This window comes from Streptomyces sp. NPDC037203 (assembly GCF_055605065.1).
The window spans coordinates 154,980-181,279 of record NZ_JBVJUC010000012.1 but is presented as its reverse complement, the minus strand read 5'-3'; the positions used below and the strand labels follow the sequence as shown (position 1 = coordinate 181,279).

The 26,300-nt window shown below is 71.9% G+C and carries 27 protein-coding genes and 2 pseudogenes; 8 read left to right on the top strand and 21 right to left on the bottom strand.

All coding sequences use genetic code 11. The annotated features are described in order from the left end of the window. Nucleotides 1-124 precede the first annotated feature (124 nt). From ACZ7EC_RS27905 to ACZ7EC_RS27890, 4 genes are all read right to left on the bottom strand, one after another. Entirely contained in the window at nt 125-391 is a 267-nt protein-coding gene (locus ACZ7EC_RS27905; protein WP_471066825.1) for a WHG domain-containing protein, read from the bottom strand. Next, on the bottom strand, nt 363-782 hold the full coding sequence (locus ACZ7EC_RS27900) for a TetR family transcriptional regulator (RefSeq protein ID WP_471066823.1): 420 nt from the start codon (nt 780-782) through the stop codon (nt 363-365). The genes ACZ7EC_RS27905 and ACZ7EC_RS27900 overlap by 29 nt, the downstream gene beginning before the upstream one ends. A gap of 98 nt (nt 783-880) precedes the next feature. Further along, nucleotides 881-1,387 carry a DUF998 domain-containing protein gene (locus tag ACZ7EC_RS27895; RefSeq protein WP_471066821.1) on the bottom strand — a complete coding sequence of 169 codons (507 nt, stop codon included), beginning with the start codon at nt 1,385-1,387 and terminating at the stop codon, nt 881-883. Then, nucleotides 1,384-2,433 (bottom strand): aldo/keto reductase, encoded by a 1,050-nt coding sequence (locus tag ACZ7EC_RS27890; protein ID WP_471066819.1) that lies wholly within the window; start codon nt 2,431-2,433, stop codon nt 1,384-1,386. Before ACZ7EC_RS27890 ends, ACZ7EC_RS27895 begins: the two co-directional genes overlap by 4 nt. A gap of 76 nt (nt 2,434-2,509) precedes the next feature. Between ACZ7EC_RS27890 and ACZ7EC_RS27885 the strand changes: the two genes are divergently transcribed. Further along, the gene (locus tag ACZ7EC_RS27885) at nt 2,510-2,776 is read left to right on the top strand and encodes an SbtR family transcriptional regulator (RefSeq protein WP_471066817.1); all 267 of its coding nucleotides are present in this window, start codon (nt 2,510-2,512) and stop codon (nt 2,774-2,776) included. Between the two features lie 85 nt (nt 2,777-2,861). Here the strand turns inward: ACZ7EC_RS27885 and ACZ7EC_RS27880 are convergent, their stop codons facing one another. Both ACZ7EC_RS27880 and ACZ7EC_RS27875 read right to left on the bottom strand, forming a co-directional pair. Then, nucleotides 2,862-3,791, bottom strand: coding sequence for an SDR family NAD(P)-dependent oxidoreductase (locus ACZ7EC_RS27880; protein ID WP_471066815.1), 930 nt, complete (start codon nt 3,789-3,791; stop codon nt 2,862-2,864). A 59-nt stretch (nt 3,792-3,850) separates the two neighbouring features. After that, nucleotides 3,851-4,738: an SDR family NAD(P)-dependent oxidoreductase gene (locus ACZ7EC_RS27875; protein WP_471066813.1), complete on the bottom strand. Its 888-nt coding sequence runs from the start codon at nt 4,736-4,738 to the stop codon at nt 3,851-3,853. A gap of 71 nt (nt 4,739-4,809) precedes the next feature. On the opposite strand from ACZ7EC_RS27875, the gene ACZ7EC_RS27870 reads away from it, so the two are divergent. Then, nucleotides 4,810-5,751: a LysR family transcriptional regulator gene (locus tag ACZ7EC_RS27870; protein ID WP_471066811.1), complete on the top strand. Its 942-nt coding sequence runs from the start codon at nt 4,810-4,812 to the stop codon at nt 5,749-5,751. On the opposite strand, the gene ACZ7EC_RS27865 is transcribed toward ACZ7EC_RS27870, so the two are convergent. Continuing rightward, nucleotides 5,655-6,050: a family 16 glycosylhydrolase gene (locus tag ACZ7EC_RS27865; RefSeq protein WP_471066954.1), complete on the bottom strand. Its 396-nt coding sequence runs from the start codon at nt 6,048-6,050 to the stop codon at nt 5,655-5,657. The two genes, ACZ7EC_RS27870 and ACZ7EC_RS27865, sit on opposite strands and share 97 nt — an antisense overlap. Further along, nucleotides 6,047-7,258 carry an MFS transporter gene (locus tag ACZ7EC_RS27860; protein ID WP_471066809.1) on the bottom strand — a complete coding sequence of 404 codons (1,212 nt, stop codon included), beginning with the start codon at nt 7,256-7,258 and terminating at the stop codon, nt 6,047-6,049. The genes ACZ7EC_RS27865 and ACZ7EC_RS27860 overlap by 4 nt, the downstream gene beginning before the upstream one ends. Nucleotides 7,259-7,458: 200 nt before the next feature. Between ACZ7EC_RS27860 and ACZ7EC_RS27855 the strand changes: the two genes are divergently transcribed. Then, complete coding sequence (locus ACZ7EC_RS27855; RefSeq protein WP_471066807.1) at nt 7,459-8,355, top strand: helix-turn-helix domain-containing protein; 897 nt, start codon at nt 7,459-7,461, stop codon at nt 8,353-8,355. A gap of 66 nt (nt 8,356-8,421) precedes the next feature. Here ACZ7EC_RS27855 and ACZ7EC_RS27850 read toward each other — a convergent pair whose 3' ends face one another. The 10 genes from ACZ7EC_RS27850 to ACZ7EC_RS27805 all read right to left on the bottom strand — a co-directional run bounded on the left by ACZ7EC_RS27850 (nt 8,422) and on the right by ACZ7EC_RS27805 (nt 17,093). After that, on the bottom strand, nt 8,422-9,516 hold the full coding sequence (locus ACZ7EC_RS27850) for a zinc-binding dehydrogenase (RefSeq protein ID WP_471066805.1): 1,095 nt from the start codon (nt 9,514-9,516) through the stop codon (nt 8,422-8,424). Beyond that, nucleotides 9,513-10,334, bottom strand: coding sequence for a phytanoyl-CoA dioxygenase family protein (locus tag ACZ7EC_RS27845; protein WP_471066803.1), 822 nt, complete (start codon nt 10,332-10,334; stop codon nt 9,513-9,515). Before ACZ7EC_RS27845 ends, ACZ7EC_RS27850 begins: the two co-directional genes overlap by 4 nt. 46 nt (nt 10,335-10,380) lie before the next feature. Beyond that, nucleotides 10,381-11,130, bottom strand: coding sequence for an SDR family NAD(P)-dependent oxidoreductase (locus ACZ7EC_RS27840; protein ID WP_471066801.1), 750 nt, complete (start codon nt 11,128-11,130; stop codon nt 10,381-10,383). Beyond that, nucleotides 11,127-11,543 carry an aspartate 1-decarboxylase gene (gene panD / locus ACZ7EC_RS27835; RefSeq protein WP_471066799.1) on the bottom strand — a complete coding sequence of 139 codons (417 nt, stop codon included), beginning with the start codon at nt 11,541-11,543 and terminating at the stop codon, nt 11,127-11,129. Before panD ends, ACZ7EC_RS27840 begins: the two co-directional genes overlap by 4 nt. Nucleotides 11,544-11,608: 65 nt before the next feature. Further along, nucleotides 11,609-12,118 (bottom strand): flavin reductase family protein, encoded by a 510-nt coding sequence (locus tag ACZ7EC_RS27830; RefSeq protein WP_471066797.1) that lies wholly within the window; start codon nt 12,116-12,118, stop codon nt 11,609-11,611. Beyond that, nucleotides 12,115-13,299, bottom strand: a complete 1,185-nt coding sequence (locus ACZ7EC_RS27825; protein ID WP_471066795.1) for an acyl-CoA dehydrogenase family protein — start codon at nt 13,297-13,299, stop codon at nt 12,115-12,117. Before ACZ7EC_RS27825 ends, ACZ7EC_RS27830 begins: the two co-directional genes overlap by 4 nt. Before the next feature lie 14 nt (nt 13,300-13,313). Continuing rightward, nucleotides 13,314-14,504: an acyl-CoA dehydrogenase family protein gene (locus ACZ7EC_RS27820; protein WP_471066793.1), complete on the bottom strand. Its 1,191-nt coding sequence runs from the start codon at nt 14,502-14,504 to the stop codon at nt 13,314-13,316. Then, the gene (locus ACZ7EC_RS27815) at nt 14,501-14,764 is read right to left on the bottom strand and encodes an acyl carrier protein (protein ID WP_471066791.1); all 264 of its coding nucleotides are present in this window, start codon (nt 14,762-14,764) and stop codon (nt 14,501-14,503) included. The genes ACZ7EC_RS27820 and ACZ7EC_RS27815 overlap by 4 nt, the downstream gene beginning before the upstream one ends. After that, on the bottom strand, nt 14,761-16,368 hold the full coding sequence (locus ACZ7EC_RS27810; protein ID WP_471066789.1) for an AMP-binding protein: 1,608 nt from the start codon (nt 16,366-16,368) through the stop codon (nt 14,761-14,763). The genes ACZ7EC_RS27815 and ACZ7EC_RS27810 overlap by 4 nt, the downstream gene beginning before the upstream one ends. Continuing rightward, nucleotides 16,365-17,093, bottom strand: coding sequence for an alpha/beta fold hydrolase (locus tag ACZ7EC_RS27805; protein WP_471066787.1), 729 nt, complete (start codon nt 17,091-17,093; stop codon nt 16,365-16,367). The genes ACZ7EC_RS27810 and ACZ7EC_RS27805 overlap by 4 nt, the downstream gene beginning before the upstream one ends. Before the next feature lie 714 nt (nt 17,094-17,807). Between ACZ7EC_RS27805 and ACZ7EC_RS27800 the strand changes: the two genes are divergently transcribed. The 3 genes and pseudogenes from ACZ7EC_RS27800 to ACZ7EC_RS27790 all read left to right on the top strand — a co-directional run bounded on the left by ACZ7EC_RS27800 (nt 17,808) and on the right by ACZ7EC_RS27790 (nt 19,991). Beyond that, on the top strand, nt 17,808-18,677 hold the full coding sequence (locus tag ACZ7EC_RS27800; protein WP_471066785.1) for a LysR family transcriptional regulator: 870 nt from the start codon (nt 17,808-17,810) through the stop codon (nt 18,675-18,677). A gap of 457 nt (nt 18,678-19,134) precedes the next feature. Then, a pseudogene (locus tag ACZ7EC_RS27795) lies at nt 19,135-19,395 on the top strand (aminoglycoside phosphotransferase family protein); the annotation flags it as partial. 323 nt (nt 19,396-19,718) lie between these two features. After that, nucleotides 19,719-19,991, top strand: coding sequence for a hypothetical protein (locus tag ACZ7EC_RS27790; protein ID WP_471066784.1), 273 nt, complete (start codon nt 19,719-19,721; stop codon nt 19,989-19,991). A 350-nt stretch (nt 19,992-20,341) separates the two neighbouring features. Here ACZ7EC_RS27790 and ACZ7EC_RS27785 read toward each other — a convergent pair whose 3' ends face one another. Continuing rightward, complete coding sequence (locus tag ACZ7EC_RS27785; RefSeq protein WP_471066782.1) at nt 20,342-22,174, bottom strand: cholesterol oxidase substrate-binding domain-containing protein; 1,833 nt, start codon at nt 22,172-22,174, stop codon at nt 20,342-20,344. A 382-nt stretch (nt 22,175-22,556) separates the two neighbouring features. On the opposite strand from ACZ7EC_RS27785, the pseudogene ACZ7EC_RS27780 reads away from it, so the two are divergent. Beyond that, nucleotides 22,557-22,777, top strand: a pseudogene (locus ACZ7EC_RS27780) (IS3-like element ISMyma3 family transposase); the annotation flags it as partial. Nucleotides 22,778-23,177: 400 nt separating this feature from the next. Next, nucleotides 23,178-23,453 (top strand): hypothetical protein, encoded by a 276-nt coding sequence (locus tag ACZ7EC_RS27775; RefSeq protein ID WP_471066780.1) that lies wholly within the window; start codon nt 23,178-23,180, stop codon nt 23,451-23,453. Nucleotides 23,454-23,757: 304 nt separating this feature from the next. Here the strand turns inward: ACZ7EC_RS27775 and ACZ7EC_RS27770 are convergent, their stop codons facing one another. Together ACZ7EC_RS27770 and ACZ7EC_RS27765 are read right to left on the bottom strand one after the other, a co-directional pair. After that, complete coding sequence (locus tag ACZ7EC_RS27770) at nt 23,758-23,928, bottom strand: DUF5670 family protein (protein WP_011113206.1); 171 nt, start codon at nt 23,926-23,928, stop codon at nt 23,758-23,760. 350 nt (nt 23,929-24,278) lie between these two features. Continuing rightward, entirely contained in the window at nt 24,279-25,928 is a 1,650-nt protein-coding gene (locus tag ACZ7EC_RS27765) for a M4 family metallopeptidase (RefSeq protein ID WP_471066778.1), read from the bottom strand. Between the last annotated feature and the right edge of the window lie 372 nt (nt 25,929-26,300).

The window sequence follows — 26,300 nt, the reverse complement described above, 5'->3', positions numbered from 1 at the left end:
GCGCACGCAGAGAGAGCCCCGCACCGGCTGGCGCGAGGCCGACTGCGCCGTGGGCGCGGGCGGTCTTCATCAGTTGCGGCCACCGACTCTGCCTCGTGCCCGCTGGAGTGGGAGTTGGGCGTGGCTATGTCGTTTCGCCAGTGCCCGCGACCAGGCAGACGAGGGTGTCGACGAGCTCGTCGGCGGTGGTGCGCCACGTGTCCTCGCCGAGGCGGCCGCTGAGTTCCATGTCTGCGATGCCGTGGGCGCCAGCCAGTAGCAGGGCTCCGTAGTGGCGTGCGTTCCGCTCCCCTACGAGGGCGGCGACGATGGCCAGGAACTCGTCCTGAAAGCGCTCTGAGGCGTGGACGGCTGCGGCGGGGTCACTCTCCGGCCCGCAGAGCTGGCGCATGACGGGTCGAGCCCTTCACCGCGCTGTCCCGGACCGTGCCCGGGCCGGTCGAACAACAACTGGTACCTGTTCGGCTGGTCCCGGCCGAAGCCGATGAGGGCGCGGAGAGCGCCGCACAGCTTCCCGGAGGCCGGCAGGGCCGGGTCGGCCCGCAGGGCATGTATCTGGTCGCCGATCCGTTCCCAGCTCTCGGTCGCGACGGCATCCAGCAGGCTGACCTTGCCCATGAAGTGCCGGAATGGCGCTCCCGCGTCACGCCTGCCCGCGCGCCGATCTCGCGCAGGGTGACGGCTTCGGGGCCGTCGAGGTCGAGGAGCTCGGCGGCCGCGTCGAGCAGAGCGCGGCGGGTGAGGGCCCCTTGCGCGCGGTGCGGCGGGGCCTGGCCGCTCAAGGACGGGAAGGGCCGCTTCTGCCACCAGGTGCTCTACGAGCACCTCGGCGACGGTGCCGCGGTCGAACAGCTCTGGTTCGGCGGATACGCCCCTGGCCTCAACAACGCCCGGCCCGGCGACTACGGCCGCGACAAGGGCCGCCGTTCCAGCCTCCCGAGAGAGGATTGCCGGCGAGCATGACGCCCTGCGCGCCGGCGGTGTGGAACGCGATCAGGCCGTTGTCGACGTTGGCGTGGGAGCCCTGGAAGATGCCGACGAGCGAGACTCCGACGCCGGAGAGGACGGCGAGGGTCAGGATCCCGGTCGGGCGGGGGCCCTTGCGCGGGTCGAACACGAGGAACGCGCCGACGATCAGGAGGATGCCGTAGATCACCCAGCCGGTGTCCATGACCGCGCCGAGGGGAGAGTTCGCGACCTGGCCGAACGCGGTCTGCGCCGGGCCGGTCAGGCCGAGGTGACTGACCCAGTTGTACTGGGGCGAGTACGGCGGGTTCTGCCATGCGGCGGCGGTGATGAACTCGGCGAGCCAGGACACCAGCGGGCCGAGAAGGATCAGGAGGGCTCCGGCGCGGGCGACCGCGCCGGAGCGGACGATGGGGTTCATGAAAGGGCCATGCCGGGAACGCGCCGGCGGATGGCCTCCAGTTCGGCCTCGTCGGAGACGCCCTGCCAGTCGTACCGCGGCGTGTACGGCGCCTCCAGGGCGCGCACCTCGTCATCGGTGAGCTCGACGTCGAGGGAGGCCACGGCCTCGTCGATCTGGCGGATGGAACCGGCGCCGACCAGGGGTGCGGTGACGACCGGCTGGCGGCGCAGCCAGGCGAGCGCGATCTGCGCGCGGCTGACGCCGTGGGCGTCCGCGACCTGCCCGACCGCGTCGATGATGGCGCGGTTGGACGCCTCCTGTTCGGGCGAGTAGAGCATGTCCGCGTACGCGCCGTCCGTCTCGGAGCGTGCCGTCGAGCGGGCGTCGTCCCATGCGCGGGCGAGACGGCCGCGGGCCAGCGGCGACCAGACGATCGTGCCGATGCCCTCGTCCAGGCACAGCGGGATCATCTCCCGCTCCTCCTCGCGGGCGAGCAGGTTGTAGTGGTCCTGCATCGACACGAACCGCGCCCAGCCGTGCTGCCTCTGCAGGTGCAGCGCCTTCGCGAACTCCCAGGCGTGCATGGACGAGGCGCCGAGGTAGCGGACCTTGCCGGCCTGCACGAGGTCGCTGAGCGCCTCCAGCGTCTCCTCCCAGGGGGTGGCGTGGTCGTTGCGGTGGATCTGGTAGAGGTCGATGTAGTCCGTGCCGAGCCGGCGCAGCGAGTGGTCGACCTCGGTCATGACCGCCTTCCGTGACAGACCACGGCCGTTGGGACCGGGCCGCATGGGGTGCCGGAGCTTGGTGGCGATCACCACCTCGTCGCGGTCGGCGAAGTCCTTGAGTGCGCGGCCGAGGATCTCCTCGCTCGATCCGTACGAATACAGGTTCGCGGTGTCGAAGAAGTTGATCCCCGCCTCCAGCGCGTGCCTGATGAGCGGGCGCGCCTCCTCCTCGCCCTTCGACCAGACGGGATGGCCCCGGTCGGGCTCGCCGTAGGTCATGGCCCCGATCGCGATCGGTGAGACGTCCAGGCCGGTGGTGCCGAGCTTGATGTAACGCATGATGCCCCTCTAAAGTAAGCGGAGAGCTCTCCGGATACCGTAGTGGAGAGCTCTCCGCTTAGCAAGGTGAGGTCCCGTGGTCCGTTCGGACGCCCACCCGCGAGGCGCTGGTCCTGGCCGTCTACCAGGACGAGGTCACCCGCACCGTCGGCACCGTGCCCCACCTATCACCCGGCTGCTCGACGCCGGCAAGAAGGACGGAAGCATCCGCCCGGACGCCGACCCCGGCGACTTCCTCCAGCTCACCGGCGCACTCTGGCGCGCCGCATCCGGCCCCGAAGACCGGGCACCGCGGATGCTCGCGCTGGTCCTCGACGGACTGCGCACCCAACCGCGTCGCTAGAGACCGCACGTCGGGACGCTGCCGACGGCTTCCCCTCCGGGCGAGCGCCGCGGGGAGGGCCCGCGGCACTCGTCCGGCCGGCTGCTCAGCACGTGCGGGCGAGGAGTTCCTGCGACAGGGTCCACAGGCGTCGGGCGTTGTCCGGGTCGACGGCGTACCGGGCGACGCCGTGCAGGGTGCCGGAGCGGCGGTCGACGACCTCGGTCTCGTTGCAGTCGACGAAGTAGCGGCCGCCGACGCCTTCGAGGAGAGGTGAGGTGGCGAGGAGGACGGAGGTGGCCGCGCCCTGCTCGACGGTCTTGATCAAGTGAGCGGGGACCCTGCCGCTGCCCCGTCCCCCGGTGTGACGCTGCAGGTTCGTGTAGATGGCGCCGGGCATGAGGGCGTTGGCGGTGATGTTGTCACCGGCCCAGCGGCGGGTGGCTTCGACCGCGAAGAGGACGTTGGCGGTCTTGGACTGGCCGTAGGCGAGCCACGGGTCGTAGGGGCGGAAGGCGAAGTCGACGTCGTCCCACACGATGGGTGACCGCTGATGGCCCGTCGAACTCACCACGACGATGCGCGCGTTGCCGTCGGCGGCCAGCGCGCCGTGCAGGCCGGTGGCGAGGGCGAAATGGCCGAGGTGATTGGTGGCGAACTGCCATTCCCAGCCCTGTTCGGTGTACTGCTCGGGGCAGGCCATGACACCCGCGTTGTTCACCAGGACGTGCAGCGGGCCCCGCCACGCGGCGGTGAAGGCGGCGACGGACGCGGGACTGGCCACGTCCAGGTGCGCGACATGCACCTCCTCATTGCCGGTTGACTCGGTGATGTCCCCGGCGACGCGCTTGCCCGCCGTGACATCCCGGACGGCAAGGGTCACAGCCGCGCCCGTGGCGGCCAGGGCCCGTGCCGTCTCGGCGCCGAGGCCGGAGGAGGCACCGGTGACCACCGCGCGGCGGCCGGTCAGGTCGATGCCTTGCGAGACTTCGGCCGCGGTGCTGGAGAAACCGAAGGGGGTGGTGATGGGACCCATGAAGCGAACTCCCGGTGGTGTGCTGCGAAGCGAGTGAACGGGGTGGTGTCACGGTGGTGTCAGGGGGTGAGCATCCGGTCCTGTTCGACCGGGGGCGTGCCGCCGCGCCAGGGCAGGGCCTTGCCGAAGCGGACCAGCTCGCCGTACAGGGCGGGGTCGACGTGGTCGGCGAAGATCAGGTCGAGTACGGCCTCGGCGGCCCGGGCCGGCGACTGGGCCTGGCGGTAGTCGCTGAACCAGGGGCGCGAGGTGGCGGTGTCGACCATGCCGGGGCACACGGCCGCGACCAGAGTGCCGGAGGCGAGGTCGCGTTCGCGGCGGTCGGCGGCGACCGCGCGGACGGCGGCGACCTGGGCCACCTTCGAGGGCACATTCAGCCAGACGGGCCAGCCCGCCTCCCGCGCGGTGCCGCTGTGGAGGGCGCTGCGCCAGGACTCCACGGCGTACTCGACCTGATCGAGGCTCGCGCCGTCGAACAGGTGGTGCAGCCTCGGGCTGAGGTGGCCGAGGGTACCCAGGCTGCTGGCCACGACGAGCAGCCGGCCGCCGGGCCGCAGGACAGGGCCGAAAGAGCGCAGCACCGCATGGGTGGCGACGTTGGAGACGTCGATGAACTCATCAGCCCGCTCCGCCTGCGGCTCATCGGGCAACAGGCGGGCGACCGCGTTGGAGACCACGATGTCCACCCCGCCGAACCCGACCCGGACCTCTTCGGCGAGACGGGCGATGGCATCGGTGTCGGTGACGTCCAGGACCCGGCCCTCGACTCGGGCACGCGTGCCGGGCAGTTCCGTGACCTCGCGTGCGGCGTCCGCCACTCTCCGGGGGTTCCGGCCGGTGAGCAGGACGAGGTCGTCCGGGTTCATGCGGGCCGCCAGTCCTTCGACGAGGGCGCGGCCGAGTCCCTGGTTGGCGCCCGTGACCAGGGCGATACGCGAAGCATTCATGCACGTCACGCTAGGAACCCGCGATCCATGAGTCCAACGAAAGTTCCGAACATCTGGTATGCGTAAACGTCATGGATTTCACGGATGTGTCGTTGACCGCCCTGCGTGTCTTCCGCGCCGTAGCCGAGCAGGGAACCTTCACGGCGGCCGCCGCCTCGCTGGGCTACACGCAGTCGGCGGTGTCCCGGCAGATCGCGGCGATCGAACAGGCGGCGGGTGCCGCGTTGCTGGAGCGGCGGCGCCAGGGAGTACGGCTCACCGCGGCCGGCCGCGTCGTCATGAACCGCGCCACGATCGTGCTCGACCAGATCGAAGCGACCGCCCGCGAGCTGTCCGGCCTGCCCGGTCAGACCGGGACCGTCCGCCTGGGATGGTTCCCCAGCGCGGGCGCGGTGCTGGTGCCGCGGGCCCTGGCCGCCCTCCGCCGGACAGACCCCGACCTGCACGTCGTCGGCCGGGAGGGAAGCACGCCGGCGCTGGTGCGCGCCCTGCGGGCCGGCAGTCTCGATCTGGCCCTGCTCGGCTCCGCGCCGCCGTTCAGACCGCCGGACACGGAGACGCCGCCGCTCGCTCTGCAGACTCTCACCGAACGGGCCCTGCGTCTGGCGGTGCCCGCCACTCACCCGCTCGCCCGCGGCGACTTCGTCGACGTGGCCGACCTGCGCGGGCAGCGCTGGATCGCAGGCTCCTCCTCGGGCGAGGACCGGCTGATGGGTGTGTGGCCGGGCCTGGACGAGCGGCCCGACATCGCGCACACCGCGCGTGACTGGCTCGCCAAGCTCCACCTCGTCGCGGCCGGTCTGGGACTGACGACCGTGCCTGCCGCCCTCGCCCCGGCCGCACCGCCGGGCGTACGCATCCTCCCCGTCCGCGGCGGCCCTCGGGAACAACGGCGGCTGCTCCTGGCCCGTCTCCCTCAGCCGCCGAGTGAGCCGGTCACCCGCGTGGCAGCCGCCCTGCGCGCCGCTGCCCTCGACGCAGACACGCCCACTGCGCTCTCCCCGCCTCCGTGACGGCGCCGGGTGTCGGGACGCCGCCGAACGGAGGGCCGGCACTGGTATGCGCCACCGGCCCCGTCGCGGGTCACCGTGCGGACGGTGGTGCCGTCGACCGCCCACACGATGTTCGTGGGCTGCCACTCGATCTGGTAGGTGCGCCAGGTGCTTTCGAGGTCGGCACCCGCATGAGGGACGAGCCGATCAGCACGGGCCCCGCCTCCGCCCCGGACCGGACGGGGGGCCGGTCGGTGGGGTGAGGGGCGGGGCCGGCTGCCGGCGGTGCGGTACGGGGGACCGCACCGCCGGGGCTTCAGCGGTACCGCGCGCGGCCGACGGCCGCCGCCGCGGTCAGGGGTACCGCGAGGACCGCGGCCAGCAGGAACATCGGCCGGTAGTGGTGGGCCTGGGCGGCGCCCGAGGCCAGTCCGCTGGCGACCGCGCTGCCGACGTAGAGGGCGACGCCGAACATCGCCACGCCGGTGGCCCGTGCGGTCGGCGACAAGGCCGTCGCCCACGACTGGATGGTGGAGTGCATGAACGACCAGCCGCCGCCCAGCAGCAGCGCCGTCACCACGAGGGCTTGAGGCGACTGACTGCCCGCGGCGACGAGATACGCCACCGCCATCTGCGCACCGCCCACCACGATCAGCCGTACCGGAGTCCACCGGCCCACCAGCCGCTTGACCACCTGGGCAGCCGTCATCGAGCCCACGCCGTACAGCGCGGAGACCGCACCCGCCAGCGCCGTCGGTACACCGTGGGCCTCCAGCGCCGGCGCCAGGTAGGTGAGGAAGCCCAGCAGCACGGCCCCTTCCAACATGGCCACCGCCATCACGAACCACTGCCAGCGCGATGCCATCACCACGCGGAACGGCGCGAGAAGTGACGCCGCGCGTTCGCGGGGAGGCTCCGGCAACCGCCGCAACTCCACCGCGAGGTAGGTGGCGAGCAGTCCGGGCAGGGCGAAGACCAGCCGCCAGCTCACCCAGTGCGCCAGAGCCCCCGCCACCACGGTGGCCACCGCCGTGCCCAGCGCGAACGCCGTCATCAGCTCGCTCAGCGGGCGTTGCCGCAGCGCGACCGGGACGACGTCGCCGACGTAGGTCAGCGAGGCGGCGATGGAGGCCGCGAAGAATGCCCCGGCCACCGCGCGGGCAGCGATCAACTCCGGTCCGCCGGTCGCCAGCGCCGAGCCGAACGCCGCCAGCGCCGCCCCCGCCAGCGAGATCCGCATCACCCGCACCCGGCCGACGCGGTCGCTGGCCAGCCCCCACACCGGCTGCATCAGCCCGTACGCCAGGTAGTAGCCGCTGGCCGCCAGGACCACCGTGGGCAGTGGCTCACCGAGCTGACGGCCGATCAGCACCAGCATGGGGGCGATGCAGAAGCGGTCGAAGTTGCTGACGAATCCGGCGGCCCGCAGCAACCACAGGGCCCGCCCCGGCAGCACGTCGTCCCCGGACCGGGCCGGAGCGGGTGCCGGTGGCGTCCCCGGAACGGGGTCCGGGGTGGTGGCGGTCATGAGAGCACTCCTTCCTGCTGCCGTCCGGCAGCTCCAGCGGGTGCCTCCAGCTCACCACCGGCCGGACGTGTCCGGATCCGTCAGCCGATTACCATCACTGACAGCCTGTCCGGCGTCCGCGCCGCCGGCGGCGGGCTTGGCTGGAGGGGCACGGGACGCACGCGCACGTGAGCGGCGGTGAGGGCGAGGGGACGGGGCGGATGGGACGGCCGTACGGAGCAGCGACCGGGGAGCCGTCCGGCGGACGCACACCCCGCCAGGAGCTGGGCGCCTTCCTGCGTTCCCGCCGGGAACGGCTGTCGCCCAGCCAGCTCGGGCTGCCCGGCTCGTCCCGCCGCCGCACTCCGGGTCTGCGGCGCGGGGAGGTCGCGGAACTCGCGGGCATCAGCGCCTCCTGGTACGCGTGGCTGGAACAGGGCAGGGTGCGCACCTCGGAACAGGTGCTGCGGGCGGTGGCCCGCGCCTTGCGGCTGGACGCGGCCGAGACCGCTCATGTGCTGGCCTTCGCCGAGGAGGCGCCGGCCGCCGCGCGGACGCCCACCTGGGTCTCACGCAACCTGCTGACCCTGGTGCGCACCCTGGACCCGAACCCGGCCGTGGTGCTCGACCCGCACTGGGACCTGCTGGCCTGGAACCGCGGCTACGCGGCGCTGCTGACCGACCCCGGCAGACTGCCCGCCAAGCGGCGCAACCTCCTGTGGCTGGTCTTCCGCTGGGCGCCCGCCCGGAGCCTGCTGGCCGACTGGGAGGGCGAGGCACGGGCGCTGCTGGGGCAGTTCCGGGCGCAGGCGGCCCGTCATCCGGACGACGGGCGATACGCGGAGATCGTCACCGAACTGCTGGCGGACCCGGACGCGGCGCGCTGGTACGACCGCAGGGAGACCACCGGGTTCCAGCCCGCGGTCCGCCACTTCCGCCACCAGGAGGCCGGCGACCTGCGGCTGCGCTACGTCAAGCTGGCCGCCGTCGACGAACCCGCGCACCACCTGCTGGCCTACCTCCCCGACGATCACTCGTCCGAGCGCGCGCTGCGTGACCTGACCGCGACCGGGCGGGACGCGGGGAACGCGGGCACGCCGAAGACCGGCGCGGGGTGAGGGCCGCGCCGGCCTTCGGTGTTCCCGCGGAGCACCCGTCCCGGAGTGCTCCTGCCGGCCGGGGGGTCAGCCGGTGAACACCGCCTTCATGACCCCGCCGGAGCGGACCGCGTCCAGCGCCTCGGCGTGACGCTCCAGCGGGAACGCGGTCACGAGCCGGGCCAGGTCGAAGCGGGCGGCGAGGGTGGGCAGCATCCGGACGTACTCGACCAGGTGGGCCCCGGTGAACGCCCACGAGCCGATGACGTCGAGCTGCCGGTACACGATCTGATGGGGGTTGACCAAGGTGTCCCCGGCGTCCGTGTACTGGCCGATGACCAGGTACGAACCACCGCGTCGGGCCAGGGTGAGGCCCTGCGCCACCGCGGCGGGGACCCCGGCGCACTCGATCACCAGGTCCGCGCCGCCGCCGGTCAGCGAGCGCACCTGTTCCAGTACCGCGTCCGGATCGTCGGCACCCGCGATGTCCAGGTGGATGTCGCCGATCCCCGCGGCGGCGGCCAGCTCCAACCGCTCGGCGGGTCCGCCCACCACGACGACGCGTGCGGCGCCGGCGAGTTGGGCGAACGCCGCGGCGGCCAGCCCGACCGGACCACTGCCCTGCACCACGACCGTCTCGCCCACCCGTACCGGACGCCGTTCGTACAGCGCGTGCACCACGGTCGGACCCGCGCAGGCCAGGGCCATGGCCGCCAGCGGCTCGACGCCCGGCGCCGACTTCACCACGGTGGTTCCGGGCTGGAGCACGATGGTGTCCGCCCAGGAGCCGGAGAGCGCCTCCCCGTCACCGACCGCGCGGTTCACACCGTACGTACGGCGGTTTTCGCACAGTGTGGGTTCGCGGTGCTGGCGGCACGGCGAGCAGGTTCCGCAGGCGATGGAGGAGGCCCACATCACGGGGTCTCCGGGAGCCAGTTCGGCGCCGAGCGCGTCACGCGCGGTGCCCGGCCCCAGCTCCCGCACCGTCCCGTAGCCCTCGTGACCGAGCACCAGGGGCAGCGGGATCGGCAGGTGGCCCTGCTGCAGGTGCAGGTCGGTGCCGCACACCCCGCCGTAGCAGTCGCCGACGACCATCCCGCCCGCGGGAGCCGGCGGCACCGCGAACGTGCGCAGCGCGAGCGGTGCGCCGAACTCCTCCAGCACCACGGCGCGCCCGGTCATGAGGACACCCCCGCGAGGACGCCGGACAGTGCGCCCTCCACCGGCACCAGCGGCTCGCTGTCCCGGCAGACCACGTACTCCGGCCGCGGCTCGCCGGGCCCCTGCGGCAGGTTGGCGCAGTCGTTGTAGGTGGCGATCAGCAGCCGGCGCGGGAACGGCGACATGTTGGGCGCGGAGCCGTGCACGATCTCGGGAGAGAACAACACCACGGATCCGGCAGGCCCCTTGGGGCTGACCATGCCGCAACGGTCCGCGTGCGAGGCCAGTTGGCCGGCCGTCAGCGAGATGTCGTCGGGGTCGAGGTGCTGTTCGGAGCGGGCGTCGGCGGAGCGGTCCTGGCGTACCAGCCCGTCGCGGTGCGAGCCGGGCAGGAAGATGACCGGGCCGTTGAACTCGGTGACGGCGTCGAGGTAGACGCCGATGTTGACCTGGCGGGGAGCGGGCAGCCCGTCGGCGATACGCCAGGCCAGGAAGTCCTGGTGCCACGCCCATTTCTCGCCGCCGAAGGCCGGCTTGGCATTGATCTTGAACTGGTAGACGTACACGTCGTCCGTGAGCAACTGCCGCACTGGTGTCAGCACCCGTGCATCCCGGATCAGCGCGGCGAACTCCGGCTGGCGGTGATGGGACGCGTAGACGGCGCGCACCCGTGAGCCGTCCTCCTCGGCCACCAGGTGCGGTCCCGGTACCTCGCAGTCACGCCGGAAGGCGTCGCGCAGCAGTTCCACCTCCGTGGTGTCGAGCAGCGAGTCCAGCATCAGGAAGCCGTTCTCGTGGTACTCGTCGATCTGTCGCTGTGTCAGCTGGGTCAAAGACATGTGGTGCGGTCCTCCGTAGTGGCGGGGCGTCCCCTGGGCAGGGGGTTCACCCCATGAAATGTCCTCCGTCGACCACCAGCTGCTGGCCGGTGACGTAGGCGCTGGCCTCGCCGACGAGGAACTCCAGGGCGTCGGCTATCTCGCGCGGTGATCCGGTGCGGCGCTGCGGCACGGTCGCCAGCACCGCCGCCCGTCGTCGCGGGTCGTCGAGCCGATAGCGCTCGACGACCTCCGGTGTCTCGGTGAACCCCGGCAGCAGGGCGTTGACCCGTACGTGCGGCGCCAGTTCCAGCGCCATGCACCGGGTCAGCTGGAGCAGGCCCGCCTTGGCGGAGCAGTAGTTGGCCCCGTCGGCGCGCGGCCGGATCGCCGTGGTCGCGCCGATGTTGACGATGCTGCCGCGCCCGGCCTCCACCATCGCCGGGGCCAGGGCGCGGCTGAGGTGGAACGGTCCGGACAGGTTCGTGTCGAGCACCTCCCGCCACTGGTCGTCGCCCATGGTGAGGAACGGCCCGTCGCGGTTGACGCCCGCGTTGTTGACCAGCACGGCCGGAGCGCCGTACCGGTCGAGGACGTGGGCGCAGACCGCACGTACCTGCGCGGGCACGGCCACGTCCACGCGCAGCGCCTTGATCGCGCCGTCGCCCGTTCGTTCGGCCTGCCGTGCGGCGGCCTCGTCACCCCGGTAGAGCGCGACCACCCGGTGCCCGAGCCTGGCGAGTCGCAGGCTCAACTCCAGTCCGATGCCACGGGTGCCGCCACTGACCACGGCGGCCGGGGCCGTGGCGGTGGTCATCCGGCGACCAGGTCGCCGCGCTTGAGGCCGGAGCCCTCCGGTACGTCCGCCGGGTCGCCGCCTCGCTGGAGCACCGCGTTGTCGGCGTCCACGAACACCACGCTGGGAACGAAGGAGCGGGCCTGCGCGTCCGGCATGTCGGCGTAGGCGATGATGATGACGCGGTCACCGGGGCTGATCAGGCGGGCGGCGGCGCCGTTGATGCCGATGACACCGGAGCCGGCGGGCCCCTCGATCACGTAGGTCGAGAGCCGGTTGCCGTTCTCGATGTCGACCACGTCGACCTTCTCGCCCGGCAGCAGGTCGGCAGCCGCCATCAGGTCGGAGTCGATGGTGAGGGAGCCGACGTAGTGCAGGTCGGCCTGGGTGACGGTGGCGCGGTGGATCTTCGACTTCATCATGGTGCGGTTCATCGCGGATGTCCTTCGTCGGATGCGCCGCGGTGCGCGCGGCGACTGGGATGGGTCGGGGATGCGGGTCACATCGGCCAGGCGGCGTATCGGCGGCGCCCGTAGAGCAGCGGCGCGCGGTCGGAGGCGATCATCCGGGCGTCCAGTACGTCGCCGACGACGATGGTGTGATCGCCGGAGGGCAACAGGTCCGCCACCTCGCACTCGGCGATCGCGTGCGCGTCCTCGTGCAGCACCGGCAGCCCGGTGACGCCGGAACGCTCCCAGGGCACCTGAGCGAAGCGGTCGACGTCGCGGCGGGTGAACGTCTGGGCGGCCCGCTGCCCGGCGGTGTGCAGCAGATTGACCACGAACGTGCCACGCTCGGCGATCACCGGCAGGGTGTTGCCCGTGTGAGCGGCGCAGACCAGCAGGCGTGGCGGGTCGAGCGACAGCGAGCACAACGCCGTGCAGGTGAATCCGTACGGCCGCTCCCCCGCGTCGGCGGTGGTGATCACCGCCACTCCCGCCGGGTGCGCGCCCATGAGCGCGCGGAACGCCTCCTGCGCCCGTGCCGTGGTCTGGTCGACCGGGCTCACCACGCGAACGCCCGGGCGTCGAAGAGGTTGACGCCGGCGGCCGCCTTGCCCAGGTACTCCAGGCACTCCAGCGGCTTGGCGGGCATCACGTTGGCGAACGACGCCTCCCTCACGAGGCGTTCCAGCGGATGGCTGCGACTGACCGCGGCCGATCCGCACACCCTCAGCGCGTCCTGGGCGAGGGCGGGACCGGTCTCGCCGACGACGTACTTCGCCGCGTGCACCATCGCGTTCGCCTGGATGCTGCCGCGCTCGCGCTCCACCTGCTCACCGGCCTCGTGCACCAGCGCGCGGGCCGCCATCAGCCGTGCCGACATCCTGCCCAGCTCCTGCTGGAGCACCGGGGAGGCGGCGCGTCCGGGTGAGCCGCCGACGTAGCGGGCGGTCTCGCCGAACAGGGCCTCGGCGATGCCCAGGTACGCGCCGGTGTACCCGGCGATCATCCAGTGCGGTTCGCGCACCACCTTGAACAGCGACATCCCCTCGACGCCCAGGTAGAGGCGGGAGCGCGGAACGCGCACGTCGGTCAGGGTCATCGGCGCGGTGCTCGTGCCGTACATCGCGGACAGCGTGTGCACGGCGCCGAAGGAGACACCGGGGTCGTCGGCGGCGACCACGAAGTGGGAGACGTCGGCGGTGTCCTCGGGGCCCTCGGCCGCGGCGGCCACCACGTAGTAGTCGGCCACCCCGGCGAGCGAGACGAACGACTTCTCCCCGTTGAGGACGTAGGTGTCGCCGCCGTCGTCGAGCCGGTAGCGGGTGCGCATGCCGCGGAGCTTGGCGCCTCGGCCCGCCTCGGAGGTGGCCGAGGCGAACAGCTTGCGCCCCTGGACCACCTCGCCGAGCATCCAGGCGCGGAAGCGGTCCGCCGCCGGTGGCAGAGGAGTGCCGTAGGAGTCGGCGAGGGCGCCGATCACGACGTGGTGCATGTTGAAGCCCAGCGCGGCGGCGCCGTTGTACGCGCCGAGGGCTGCCAGCACGCGCCAGTAGGAGCCGAAGCCCAGCCCGAGGCCCCCGGCCTCGGCCGGGGCGAGCATGCCGAGCAGTCCGCTCTCGCGCAGGATCTCGTAGGTGCGCCGGCTGTCCGCCCGGCCGGCGTCGACGTCGGCCGCCAGCGGGGCGAGGGCCTCTCCTGCCTCTGCCGCCAGTTTGAGCGTGTCGTCCAGGTCTGTTGGGTTCACAGGTGTCCTCGGGGTCAGTTCTCGACCGGCAGGCCGAATTGGCGCGCGACGCCCACCCGCAGCAGGTCGTTGGGACCGGCGTAGGTGAGGGCCGCCATCGGGCTGTGCAGGTCGGCGGGGAGCGGGGAGTCGGGCAGGAAGGCGCGCACCCCCGACAGGGCGGTGGCGTGCTCGGTCATCCGCACGTAGTCCTCGGAGACGGAGATCTTGGTGAGCGACGCCTCGGCCGCGAGCTGGCGGGCCGGGGTTCCGGCGTCCAGCGCCGCCGCCATCGCGTACAGCTGTGTGCGGGAGCGGTGCAGGGCCAGCGCCATGTCGCTGACGCGGGCCGCCACTTGGTGGCTCGCGCCCATCCGCCGTTCGAAGTGCTCCCGCTCGTTCGCCCACTCCACGGTGCGGCGCAGCAGCAGGCGCATCGGCCCCAGCGCGTATCCCATGATCAGGGCGCGTTCCCACGCGGTGGTCGAGGCCATCACCGCCAGCCCCGAACCCTCCTCGCCGATGAGGGCGGAGGCGGGCAACCGGGCCTGGTCGAAGAGGAGTTCACCCATCGGAACGGTGGGCAGCGCCGACTTGTCGAACGTCTCGCCGCGCGTCACGCCGGGCGACGGCACCGGCACCAGGAACGCGGAGAGCGCGAAGGGCGAACGTCCCGCCCCGGTGCGGGCGAAGACGACGGCGAGGTCGGCCACGGGCGCGGCGGTGACGAAGGTCTTGGCGCCGTCGAGCACGTACCCGTCGCCGTCTCGTCCGGCGGTGGTGCGCATCGAGAACGGGTCGCTGCCGCCGCCGCGTTCGGTGAGGGCGTGGCACAGCAGCACCGTTCCGTCGGCGATGCCTGCCGTTGTCCGCGCCGGCAGGCCGGACAACATGGCGCGCAACGGGTACTGCATGCCGACGAGTTGGGAGGTGAGCGCGTAGCACAGACCGGGGTCGGCGCCGGCCAGGCCGATGCCCTCGATCGCGGCGAGCGAACGGGTGACGGGTCCGACGGTGCCGCCGTCGGAGCCGGGGTGCGCGTCGTCGCGGGCTTCTTCGGGCGGCAACCGGAGCACGCCCAGGTCGGCGAACGCCCGCCATGCCGCACGGAAGTCGTCCCCGCCCGTCTTGGAGACCAGCGGGAGGGCGCGCTCGCGCTGCTCGTCGACGAGACGCTCGACGGCAGCCGGCCCGCCGCGCAGCAGTCGTTCGACGGCCGCGCTCATGCCGCGGCCCCCCGCGGTGCGGTCTGCACCACGGCCCACAGCGCCTGGGGGGTACGGAAGTTGGCCGCGACGATCTCGGTCTCGGGCAGCGCGATACCGTGCTCCGCACCGAGTGCGGCGACGATCTCCATGATCGCCAGGGAGTCCAGCAGCCCCATCTCCAGCAGCGGGCTGTCCGGGACCAGGCTCTGCGGGTCCTCGCCCCGGCCCCAGGTGATGTGGGCGGCGATGAGGGCGCAGAGGTCTTCGACGGTGTTCACGCGGATGTCTCCTGGGTGATGAGGGTTCGGGACACGGTGGAGGAGTCGGCGGGGAAGTCGGCCGCGCCCAGTGCGCGGCGGTCGACCTTCCCGCTGACGGTGGTGGGCAGGGCGGCCAGTGGGACGACGCGGTCCGGCAGCATCCGCTTGGGCAGCGCGCCGCGCAGCGCGGCCAGCAGTTCCCGCTCCCCGGCGGTGGTCTGGGCGTAGACCCAGATCTCGCCGGAGTGTTCGCCTTCCTTGGCGACGGCCGCCGCGGTGACGACCTGGGGCAGTTCCAGCGCGGCGTTCTCCACGTCGAGCAGGTCGATGCGGTGGCCGCGCCGCTTGACCTGGGAGTCGCGTCGACCGCGCAGGAAGACCCGGCCGTCGGCGGTGATCCTTCCGATGTCCCCGGTGGCGTAGGCCCGCCGGGTCACGCCGTCGCGGAACGTCACGGTCACCGTCGGGTCGCTCAGCCCGCCGTCGCGCAGGTAGCCCTGGAAGACGGTGGGGCCGGCGACGTGGATCTCGCCGTCCCCGTCGGTCGGGCGGCCTTGCTCGTCCAGCACCTCGATGTGCACGCCGCCGATGCCCCGGCCGATGGTCATCTCCTGGTCGGCACTCCAGTCGGCAGGTACACGGTGGTAGGTGCAGGCGTTGGTCTCGGTCGGGCCGTAGAGGTTGTAGAACGGCCGGTCGCCCAGCAGCCTCAGGTACTCCTGGAGCAGGTCGGGGACGAAGGGCTCGCCGCCGAACGCGGCGACGCGCAGGGAGGCCGGCACCGCGTCGGCGAAACCGCCCTGCCGCAGCATGTTGTGGTATAGCGAGGGGACCGCCATGAAGGCGGTGATCCGCCGCTCTCCGAGCCAGGTCACCACGTCCCGCGGAAACGACCGCAACACGTCCGGCAGGAGAACCGTGCACGCTCCCGCCGCCGCGGCGCTGAACAGGTCGAACGTGGTCAGATCGAAGGTCAGGGCGGCCTGCGAGCCGATCCGGTCGTCCGGGGTGAGCGCGAACTCCCCTGCCGCCCACAGCGCGTAGTGCGCCACGTTGGCATGGGAGAGCAGCACGCCCTTGGGCCAGCCTGTGCTGCCGGAGGTGAACAGCACGTAGCCGCCGGTGTCGGCCGGGGCGGGCAGCGGTGCCGGACGGTCGGCGTGCGCAACCACCTCGATCCAGCGCAGCCCGTGCGGGAGCTCGCCCTCTCGGGGCGCCTGCGGGCTCCGCCCCTCGCGCGCGGCGTCGGCCGCGGCCCGGCAGGCGGCGCCGGCACGATCCGTGGTGAGCAGCAGGCAGATCCCGGCGTTCTGGATCATGCGAGCCGTGCGAGCCGCCGGGTCGGCGACGTCCATCGGTGCCACCACGGCTCCGGCGCGCAGGGCGGCGTACAGCGCGATGACGGTGGCCGGTGCCTTCGGGGCGTACACCCCGACGCGTACGCCCGGCCCCACGCCGACGGCGGTCAGTTCGGCGGCCAGTGCGCGGACCTCGGCCTCCAGCGCCGACCAGGTCCAGGTCCGCCCTTCGCCCTCCAGCGCGGGCTGGTCGGCGTGGCGGACGGCCGCGGCGGCCAGCAGACCGTCGAGCCGGACGTCGCGGGCGTCGTCGAGGATCGTCACAGCGCACCACCCGTGGCGAGGAAGTCCGTGACGGTGTCGATGACCAGGTCGGGACAGACCAGGTACGGGTAGTGGTCGCAGCCTTCGGGCACCAGGCGGCGCACCGGGCCGTCCACCGCACGCTCGAGGGCGTCCAGTTGGGCCAGCGACCCGTACTCGTCGCGGTCGCCCTGGATCATCAGCACCGGCGCGCTCACCGCGAGGTCTTGCTCGATGGACCAGCCGCGGAACTCCTCGGAGAGCCACACCGCGCTCCAGCCTTCGAAGACCGACGCCGGGTCGTCGTGGACCAGCGCGAGCCTGCGGGCGAGCGGGCCTGCCGCGTACGACGCCTTGGCGGCCTCGATGCCGATCCTGTTCTCCTCCTCGAAGTACAGATGCGGTCCCATCACCACGACCGCCTCGACCGGGCGCACGGAGGCGTACAGCAGCGCGGCGGAGCCACCGTCGCTGTGCCCGACGAGCACGGGTTCACGGATGTCCAGCAGATCCAGCAGCTCCGGCAGCTCGCTCCAGCCGTGTTCGTGGACGTAACGGGCGGTGCGGGGCGACGGCAACCGTCCGGAACCGCCGTTTCCCAGACGGGAGTAGACCAGTGCGCGTCGCCCGGTGGCGGCGGCCAGCGCGGCGGGGAAGCGGCCCCAGGCGGCGACACAGCCCAGTCCGCCGTGCAGGAAGACCAGCGGTGCGCGGTCCGGGTCGCCGTCGATCAGGACGTGTTCCACGGGGCCATGTCGGGTCTCGACTACCGGCACATCAATTCCTTAGGTGGTAATTGGGTATGGATTCGGAAAACGCGCGCGAGCGCACGGTCGACGGCATCACGCGTTACCCGACCGGATGTCCTGCCTCTTGTGCGGGAAGTAACGGCGGGGAAATCAGGCGTGCGTGAGTCTCCGGGTACGACGTGGATATGTGCGCGCACGGAAAATCACGCGGCGGCGCCGGCGAGACGCTCAGGGTGGGCAGGGGACATCGGACGGCCGTCAGCCGGACCACGGGACGCCAGGGCGGCCCGGCCCGCCCCGCGGGCGCCGCCGGTCACGGCGAACGGCGTCGGGCTGGGCTGCTGCAGGGAATCGTCGATGGGCGCGGCGAAGTGCCGTCCGGTACCGGCGCGGTGCCTTTGACCAGGCGCTTCGCGGGACTGGTGAAGGGACTTCAGTGGGCCCGGTCGCGGGCCCCGGCCGTCGACCGCGAGCCGCGCTTCACCCGCGTGATCGTATCTGGTGCCGGCCGCCTGCGGCCGGAATCCCGGTGTGAGGAAAACGTCATCACTAACCCCCGTTGTGATCCTGGTCTGCCGTGGCCCGGTCTCTGGGCAATCGCCGAATGCGTCACCTCTTGGCGGACCGGCTCGTCCGGCAGCGCTGAACACACTAAGCGGGCCGGGACCGGATAGGGAAATAGCGATGGCGCATCACCTATGCTCTGGACGCATGGATGTGGACCTACGTCATTTACGCGGATTCCTCGCCGTGGCCGAGGAAGGCGGTTTCACCGCCGCCGGCCGGCGGTTGCACGTGGCTCAGCCGACGCTGACCCGCAACATCCGCGCGCTGGAAGAGACGCTGGGGGTGCGGTTGTTCGACCGTACGACCCGAAGGACGGAACTGACCGCCAAGGGAGCCGAGTTGCACGGCGCCCTCGTCCCACTGCTGCGCCAGCTGGACGCCGTGCTGGACGGGATGCGCGAGGGTGAGCGGTTGCGGCTGGGGTTCAGCTGGGGTCTGCCGGACGGACTGGCACGGCTGGCCGCGCGCTTCGACGACGAGACCGGTGTGAGTGTGGAGTTCGTCCGGTGCGACAGCCCGGCGACCCGGCTGGAGACCGGCGACATCGACCTGGCGCTGCTGCGCGGGCCCCGGCTGCCCCGCGGCGTGCGCAGCGCGTTCCTCTACGAGGACGGCCGGGTGGCGGCGGTGCCGGCCTTCTGGTCGCTGGCCGCCAGCCGTGAACTGAGCTGGGCCGAACTCGCCCGCTGGCCACTGGTGGTGAACACCATGAGCGGGGTGACCACGCCGGACATGTGGCCACCGGGGAAGCGGCCGGTCGTCGGAGCCGAGTGCGGCAACTACGACGAGTGGCTGGAGAAGGTGGCGCTCGGGCTCGGCGTGGGAACCGCGCCGGCGGCGACCGCGCGCCGCTACAGCCATCCCGAGGTGCGCTTCGTGCCGTTGTCCGACGGCCCGGCGGTCAGCACCCACCTCGCGTATCCCTCGCACGGCGCCCATCCGCGGGCAGCCCTGCTCGCGCAAGCGGCGGCGCGTGAGGGCGTCGCGTTGCGGGACGGGGGCGAACGGGGCTGAGCCCGGCGAGGCGTCACCGCGCCCGCCCGCGACCGCTTCCGGCGACCCGCCGACCGTTGCCGGAACGGACCGCGGGCACCCGCGCCCAGCCCCGGTTTCCCGCGGTCGAGCAACCTTGACGGGCTGCTCGGGGGTCAACTACTGTCCCGCTCGGCCCCAGGCGCACAGCCTCGGCGGCCGGGCGGCAATACCGAGGAGAACGGCCGCCCGCCTACTCGCCCGTGACCACGCGGCCGCTTTTTTCCGGGCCACCAGCCGACGGGGGTCGCAGGTGTCAACTCATGACGTTCCGGTACGGCACGCCTTTTCCGGCGTGCCCGGCGGACGCGATGGCGATCCGTTGCGCCGTGCCCGCAAGGTTGGCGCTGAGGAACAAGGCCACTCCCATGAGCGCGCCCGCTCCGGCGAGAACGCCGGGCTGCTTTGGGGAAGTCGGACCGTGTACTTGACGGTGACCGTCATGCACGGCGGCGTCGGCGTCATCGTTCCCGTACGGCGGGCTGAGGAGAGCGCCGTGCTGAAGGTGTCGTTTTCACATCCCGGCAACGTTCATGCGCCAGATGCGTTCGTTGCGTGGGGCGGGTGCGGCGCCGTCCTGTTGCACGAGCGCGACGACGCGCGGTTCGCGATGCTGCTGGAGCGGGTCCAGCCGTCGACCCTGGCGGAGGTCGAGGACGGCGACGAGGTGGTGACGGTCGCCGGGCGGCTCAATCGCCGCCCACCTCACCTGCGGCGGCTGGGCCGTGAGGTCCTCCTCCTCGACGGAAGCCGGGTTCAGTACGGCGGTGCTGCTGCCCTCGCATATTTCCTCGGCTCCTCGTCGGCCCGCCGCTGTCGAGCAGCCGCACGGCTCCTGCGTCTGCCTCCCCTGAGCCTGGCCGCTCATACGGTCTACCGGGGGGGGGTGGCAAGGAATCGGCACCGGATGCCTGCCGGCACAGCGGCCTGCGCGATCCCTCGAACCCCCCACTGAAAGGGCTGGCATGCGACCGGCACCCGCGTGCATTCTCAGCAGCTTCGGCGAACCAAGGGTGTGCACGCGTGTTGTTCCGCCGCTGGACCGCCGATCCGGCCGTCCACCCGCACGAGGCCCTGCTGGGCATGCCCGCGCTGTTGCACGGCGCCTCAAGTCGCGAGGTCAAGATGCTGCAGACCGCTGACCGATCACGGTGGCCGGGCCGTCGACCCGGCTGGCCGAAGCAGACTTCCCCCGTACTGGCCCCGCTGCTCGGCGCCTGCCGTGACCTCAGCCCGCGCCTGGCCTCCCTCCTGAGCCCGCAACCCGGCCGGACGGTCCAGGCGCTTGACCTGTGACCGGCCGGACGCCCCGTGATCGGTCGGGCTCGGGCGGGCCGACTTTCGCGGCCTCCCGCATTGGTGGTGAAGGTGCCGAGCTGGTAGCCGGTGGGGTCCACATGGTCGGCGGGGATGTCGAGTTGGCCGCAGAGCGAGTCCAATGCCCGCGCCGCCTTGGCGGAGGGACCGTCCCCGCGGGCGCGGGCAGCGTGAGGAGATCTCCCCCGGCGCGTACCGCTTGCCGGACCGCCCGCGGGCGCCGGGGGAACGCTTCCCCGTCACTCGATCGGGCACGGGCCAGAGCCGATTCGATCACCCCTGCGTCCTCGCTCCGGGGGTGCGCCTGAAGTCCGGCTCTGCCCGCCCGTTCAGCGCAGCAGCGCGTCGAGGAACGGGCTGGACAACACGCAGTGGGGGTCGAGCCGATCGAGAATCGCGACCGCCTGGTCCCAGCCCGAGCCGCCCCCGGCACGCTGGCTGGCGGGGATGGCCCGGGTGAGGACGTCCGGGTCGGACCACGCGGCGGTGTCGGTGTAGGCCCAGCCCTTGGACCACTCCACGCGAACCGTCGCCCGGTCCCCGTCCAGGGCCAGGAGGAACTGCTCGATGTCGCGGTAGAAGCGGTGCAGGGCGGGTGTCGTCGGCAGGGAGAGGACGTCGATCCACACGGCGGTGTCGACATCCGGCCGGTCGGGTCGCGGCCGCAGGGCGGACAGCAGCGGGGGCCGCGCGCCGGGGACGCCGCACGCGGCCGGGTCCTCCAGACCGGTCACCCGGATCTCCACCTGGCCGTTGACCGGGTACTCGCCGCGCGCCGCGTACTGGGTGAGCAGCGTGCGGTAGAAGTCCGTGAACTGGCTGACCACCCACTGCAGATCGGCGCGGCGGGTGAGTACGGCGTAGCCGTTGGCGGTCTCGCGCAGCGTGGTGGGCCGCACGTACTGCAGCAGGTTGCGGGAGGCCCCCCACAGATCAGAGCGCAGACCGCCTGCCAGCAGATGGGTGAGCACGTCGCCGGTCAGCACGTCCCGTACGAGGGTCCCCGAGAGCAGGACGTCGGTGATGTCGCCGGTCAACGCGACCTTGGCCAGCAGGTACTGGACCTGCCCGAAGATCGGCGCACTCGCCCACGCCCCGGAGACAAGGTCACCGGCCAGCCGGGCCACCGGCTCGGGGAGGGAGTCGGAGAACGGGTAGTTGTACGGTTCATCGACCGCTCGTGCGGTGAGCGGCCGCTTCGGGGCGACACTCCAGACCTTCAGCCAGGGGCAGTCGGTGAAGGCGAACCAGATCGCCTCGACCCGGCCGGTGCGGTCCACGAAGCCGGCCAGGGTGCGTGTGCCGGCCGGAGCACCGGGGGCGGCGAACAGCTCGGTGGCGGGGATGTCCAGAATGGACTGGCAGCGCAGCTGGTGGTCGGTGCCCACCCGCACGACCGCCTCAGTGACGAGCGAGCGGCCGAGGTGAGCGAGGAGCGCGTCGCAGTCGGGCTCGGCTCGGCCGACGGTCCGCAGGACGTAGCGGCCGGCGGCGTCGTCCCAGACGACCGCGGTCAGCTCGGTGACCAGGTTGCTCAGCGAGCCGTAGCCGTGGCCGGACGACGGGCTCTCGCCGACGGCGGGGACAGCCGTGCCATGCGCGCCGATGGCGAGCGCGCCACCGACCGACAGATCGCCGGGTGCCGGCGCGGAGGCGACCCCGTATCCGCCCTCGCCGGCGAACGCGAGCAGGGTCTCCAGAGAGGCGCCGGCCTGGGCCCGGACCCGGGCCGACCCGTCGGCGGCCTGCTGCTCCAGCGACATCGCGGTGAGGTGTGTGGTGGTGTCCAGCAGGACGACCCGGGCCGCGGCGGGTGTGCCGTCGGCCACCGTGAGGGGGGCCCAGCCATGCCGGTGCCCTTGCGCGCGTACGGTCCAGCCGGAACCGTAGGCCCAGTTGACGATGTCGAGCACCTCCTGAGGACTGCGTGGCGCGCACGTCCACAGCTGGTCGGTACGAATCTCACCGGCCCAGTTCTCGTAGGCGCGCTGATAGACGTCGATCCCGGCCGGGAAGCCCGGCGGCGGTCCCGAGGCCGCGTAGGCGCTGCCCGGCCGGACCAGCCCCCGCAGCAACCAGACCGCGCCGCCCGCGGCGGCCGACGACGCGAGCAGCCTGCGCCGCGACAGCCCACCGCCCTGGTTCGAAGGACCGTCCGTCATCCCCGCACCCTTCTGCTTCGCGCTCCGAACCGGCCCTGCCGGGCCGGTCGGGCACGCACGTTACCCAGCAAAGAAGGCCCCACGGTCATACGTTCTACCTATTCACTTGAACGAGTGAATGACCTGTGAACCGGGCCCTCCTGGGGACTCCTGCCACGCAAGAGGCCCGCACGGCCCGTAGCGCGCTCTGCCCGTGCCTGCTCCCGGCTGGCACCTGGACGAGTTCATCGAGGCTGAGGCCGTGGTCGAGCGTCAGGCGCAGGTGCCCGCCGGCTCGACGGCCAGATCGGAACCATCCCCCAGGCATGGGACGCAGCAGCCGTGTCCACACCACCCGCCTGTGCCGTGACCCCTCGGTCTCCGGCACCCTCCCCCTCCTGGGTGGCTTCGGGGGTGTGCGGTCGGTGCGGCGAAGCTGGGCATCGGTGCGGCAGAGGCGGTGCGGATCTGGGCCCGCAAAGCCGAGGCGGACGCCGGCCAGCGGCCCGGCACGATGTCCGAGGAGGCCGCGGAGATCAAACGGCTGCGGGCCGAGAACGCCGAGCTTCGGCGTGCGAACGAGATCCGCAAAGCGGCGTCGGCTTTCTTCGCGGCCGGGCGAAGATCCTCAGTGGCGCGCACCGACCAGGGCGGAGGCCATCGTCACCGTTGGAGGCCGCCGCCGCCCACCGTCACGGCGCCGTCTCCAGGCGACTCGAGTGGTTCGGCCCTTCCGGGGCGCTGGGCGCTCCCGGGCGGGAGCGCGCGGCGCATGGGTGCGGGTAGAGCCGGGGTGCCTGTGCAGGAAAGCAGGGCGGCCGCAGGTTGTCCATGCCGGACCAGACCGTCCGACCTGCTCGGCCCGTACGGTGGCCACCGGCCTCATGGCGCCTGGGCGGTGAGCTGGAACAGCATCGCCGCGCGGGAGCACCCCGCCCTGCTGACACCCACCCCATGCCACCGACGTGCCCACTCACAAGGGCGCGTGACAGGACCCGATCGGCTGCTGGGTAGGGTTGTGGCCATGGCCAAGGGGATGGGGCGACGGCCCAAGGTGGACCTGGTCAGCGGCGTCGAGGACGTGACGCTGTCCATCCTGGAGTGGCTTGGCGAGCAGGGAGTCGGTGCCATGATCCGGGTCGATGCGGAGCGCATGCGCGATGGTCAGCCGGCGTGGACATTCGCCGCTTCTGGTGGGCCGCTGGACAGTGGGTTGCGGGCCGACGGGGCTTCGGTCGCCGAGTGCATGGGCAGGGCACTGCTCGGATTGCGCGACGCCGGACTGGCCGTTCCATTCTGACGTGTCGCACGGCAGCGATACTGCCGCGGCTCGGGCTCTGGCCGACGTCGCCGGGTGTGCGCCGCCTGACTGGCCCGCCGTTGGTCGCGGTTCCTGACCGGCCCCGCAGGCAGGAGGAGCAGGGTTCCACTGCTGGGCCTGCGGGGCCGATGTATCACTCACATACCCTGCGGCGCGTCCGATACGCCCGATCCCTCCCCACCTCCCGTAGGGGAAGGCCGTTTACGCGAGTGGGGCCCGGCCGTATCCGGCCGGGCCCCACTCACTCTCGCTTGGCGCGTTCAACGTGCCTGGTGTCTATCGGCTACCAGCGGTACCAGCGGCCCTTGCGGCCGCCACTGTCCGCGGTGCGGACGACGAAGCCCAGCAGCCACACGACGAGCACGATCACCGCGATCCACCACAGCGCCTTCAGCGCGAAACCCGCACCGAAGAGGATCAGAGCCAGCAGAAGAACCAGAAGCAGGGGAACCATTGTTATCAACCTCCTGGCCACCGGATGCCCTTACCTCAAGCCGACAAGCCAGCAAAACGGGAGTTATTTCCGCGCGGTCCGGGGCATATGCGCGAGCCTGCGCGCCAGGCCTCCTTCCCCCTGCCTAGCCGCGGTAGGGCCAGGCAGCCGGCCATCTCACCGGCCTCCTCGTCGGTGAGGGCGAGACGGGCGCCGGGCATGCCGCCGTACTCGCCGGTCCAGCACCGGACTTCGTCCCGCGCGACCGCCTCACTGTCCCACCAGCCGTGCTGCGCCGGCCGGGCACCGGTGGCGAGCAGCGTCAGGGCGGCGGCCCGGTTGTGAGGCTGCCGCCCTGACGCCCGGATGCCTCAGTTCACGTTGACGGCGGACCAGGCGGCTGCCACAGCGTTGTATTCGTCGCTGCCAGAGCCGTAGAGGTCCGCTGCCGCCTGCAGAGTGCCTTGGCGGGCGTCCGAGTAGTCGGTCGTGGAGGTGAAGTACTCGGTGAGCGCCTTGTACCAGATCTGCAGCGCCTTGGCCCGGCTGATGCCGGTGACCGTGGAGCCGTCGTAGGTCGGCGAGTCGTAGGAGACGCCGTTGATGGTCTTGGCGCCGCTGCCCTCCGCGAGGAGGTAGAAGAAGTGGTTCGCGACGCCGGACGAGTAGTGGACGTCCAGATTACCGACGTCCGAGGACCAGTAGTCCGCCGATCCGCCGTCCTTGCTGGGCTGGTCCATGTAGCGCAGCGGGGTGCCGTCACCGTTGATGTTGATCTTCTCGCCGATGAGGTAGTCGCCCTTGTCGGACGCGTTGTTCGCGTAGAACTCCACGCCGGTGCCCATGATGTCGCTGGTCGCCTCGTTCAGCCCGCCGGACTCACCCGAGTAGTCGAGGCCGGCGGTGTTGGAGGTGACGCCGTGGCTCATCTCGTGGCCGGCCACGTCCAACGACGTCAGGGGGTCGACGTTGCCGGATCCGTCGCCGTACGTCATGCAGAAGCAGCTGTCGTCCCAGAACGCGTTCACGTACGAGCTGCCGTAGTGGACGCGCGAGTAGGCGCCGACGCCGTCGTTCTTGATGCCGTTGCGGCCGAAGGTGTTCTTGTAGAAGTCCCAGGTCTCCTGAGCACCGTAGGCGGCATCCGCGGCAGCGGTCTGGTCGGAGGAGGAACTGGAAGCGGTACCGGTTCCGAAGACGTTGCTCGAACTGGCCACCAGGGTGCCCGTGCCGGACGTCTTGCGGGCCAGGTTGTAGGTCTTGTGGCCGCCACGGGTGGAGTCGGTGAGCTGGTACGTCGAGCCCGACTGCGTGCTGTTCAGGCTGACCGTGCCGGAGTACAGGGTCTTGCCGGTGCCGGTCGCGTTCTCGATGCCCTGGTACTCGAACAGCTTCTTGCCCGTCGCCGCGTCGGTGATGACGTGCAACTGGTTCGGGGTGCCGTCGTCCTGGAAGCCGCCGACGATCGTCTCGTAGGCGAGGACCGGTTTGCCCGAGCCGGCCCAGATCACCTTGCGCGAGCCGTCCGCGCTGGACTTGGCCGAACCGAGGGACCGGGCAGCGGCCATCGCCAGCTTCTGTGCTCGGGCGGGTGAGACTTGCGGCTTGAGCGAGGCCACCCTGATGGCAGCCTTGGTCGCTCTGGTGACGCCTTCGGTCTTGCCGGACTTGGTGACGTGGACGACGAGGTCGCCGCCCAGGACCGGCAGGCCCGCGTAGGTGCGCTCGTAGCGGGTGTGAATCGTGCCGTCGACGTCCTTGACGACATCCTTGACGATCAGTTTCTCCTTGGCGCCGAGGCCTATCTTCTCGGCGGTCCGGGCCGCACCGGCCTGCGCCTGCTGTATCAGGGAGGTGTGGGCGGCGGTGGACAGCGCGGCCGGGGCACCGGCGATGCCGTTGTTCGCCTTGCCCGCGGCAGATGCGCTGCCCGTCAGGCCTGTGGACAGCAGGGTGCCTGCGGCCACAGCGGTGGCGACGGCCAGAGTGATGCGCTTGTGACGCATGTGGAGGGGAGACACAGGGCTCCTTGTGGGGGGTTGGGCCGCCTTGGAAACAAGTTGGCCCTCGGGTTTGTCAGTTGGTGCTCGTGCGGGGTAGGGCGATGATGGCAGCCAAGGTCGTGTACATGCCATGAGCAAAGCGGGGTATTGAGCGGAGCTTGACTATTCGCAAACACAGAGGGGCCTCGCTCCGACTCGCCGGGGCCAGGACGTCGACGCGTGGCCAGGAGAGCTGTGGGGACGGCTGTTCCGGAGAGAAGTCGCCGTGGCCGGCCGCGCGAGCGGTACGCCGCCGTGGACGCGGACGCGGGGCCTGCGCGGCCTGTTGACTGCCCCCGGCCGCACAGCGCCGCGGCCTGGCCGAGCATCCCCCTCAGCGCGCTGCCCGGA

Bases quoted from the DNA above. Each gene is read 5' to 3' on its own strand.
- ACZ7EC_RS27905 (WP_471066825.1), bottom strand. From the start codon at position 391: ATGCGCCAGCTCTGCGGGCCGGAGAGTGACCCCGCCGCAGCCGTCCAC.
- ACZ7EC_RS27895 (WP_471066821.1), bottom strand. From the start codon at position 1,387: ATGAACCCCATCGTCCGCTCCGGCGCGGTCGCCCGCGCCGGAGCCCTC.
- ACZ7EC_RS27840 (WP_471066801.1), bottom strand. From the start codon at position 11,130: ATGACCACCGCCACGGCCCCGGCCGCCGTGGTCAGTGGCGGCACCCGT.
- ACZ7EC_RS27875 (WP_471066813.1), bottom strand. From the start codon at position 4,738: ATGAATGCTTCGCGTATCGCCCTGGTCACGGGCGCCAACCAGGGACTC.
- ACZ7EC_RS27775 (WP_471066780.1), top strand. From the start codon at position 23,178: ATGGCCAAGGGGATGGGGCGACGGCCCAAGGTGGACCTGGTCAGCGGC.
- ACZ7EC_RS27770 (WP_011113206.1), bottom strand. From the start codon at position 23,928: ATGGTTCCCCTGCTTCTGGTTCTTCTGCTGGCTCTGATCCTCTTCGGT.
- ACZ7EC_RS27820 (WP_471066793.1), bottom strand. From the start codon at position 14,504: ATGAGCGCGGCCGTCGAACGACTGCTGCGCGGCGGGCCGGCTGCCGTC.
- ACZ7EC_RS27850 (WP_471066805.1), bottom strand. From the start codon at position 9,516: ATGACCGGGCGCGCCGTGGTGCTGGAGGAGTTCGGCGCACCGCTCGCG.
- ACZ7EC_RS27785 (WP_471066782.1), bottom strand. From the start codon at position 22,174: ATGACGGACGGTCCTTCGAACCAGGGCGGTGGGCTGTCGCGGCGCAGG.
- panD (WP_471066799.1), bottom strand. From the start codon at position 11,543: ATGAACCGCACCATGATGAAGTCGAAGATCCACCGCGCCACCGTCACC.
- ACZ7EC_RS27800 (WP_471066785.1), top strand. From the start codon at position 17,808: ATGGATGTGGACCTACGTCATTTACGCGGATTCCTCGCCGTGGCCGAG.
- ACZ7EC_RS27860 (WP_471066809.1), bottom strand. From the start codon at position 7,258: ATGACCGCCACCACCCCGGACCCCGTTCCGGGGACGCCACCGGCACCC.
- ACZ7EC_RS27845 (WP_471066803.1), bottom strand. From the start codon at position 10,334: ATGTCTTTGACCCAGCTGACACAGCGACAGATCGACGAGTACCACGAG.
- ACZ7EC_RS27855 (WP_471066807.1), top strand. From the start codon at position 7,459: ATGGGACGGCCGTACGGAGCAGCGACCGGGGAGCCGTCCGGCGGACGC.
- ACZ7EC_RS27890 (WP_471066819.1), bottom strand. From the start codon at position 2,433: ATGCGTTACATCAAGCTCGGCACCACCGGCCTGGACGTCTCACCGATC.
- ACZ7EC_RS27880 (WP_471066815.1), bottom strand. From the start codon at position 3,791: ATGGGTCCCATCACCACCCCCTTCGGTTTCTCCAGCACCGCGGCCGAA.
- ACZ7EC_RS27870 (WP_471066811.1), top strand. From the start codon at position 4,810: ATGGATTTCACGGATGTGTCGTTGACCGCCCTGCGTGTCTTCCGCGCC.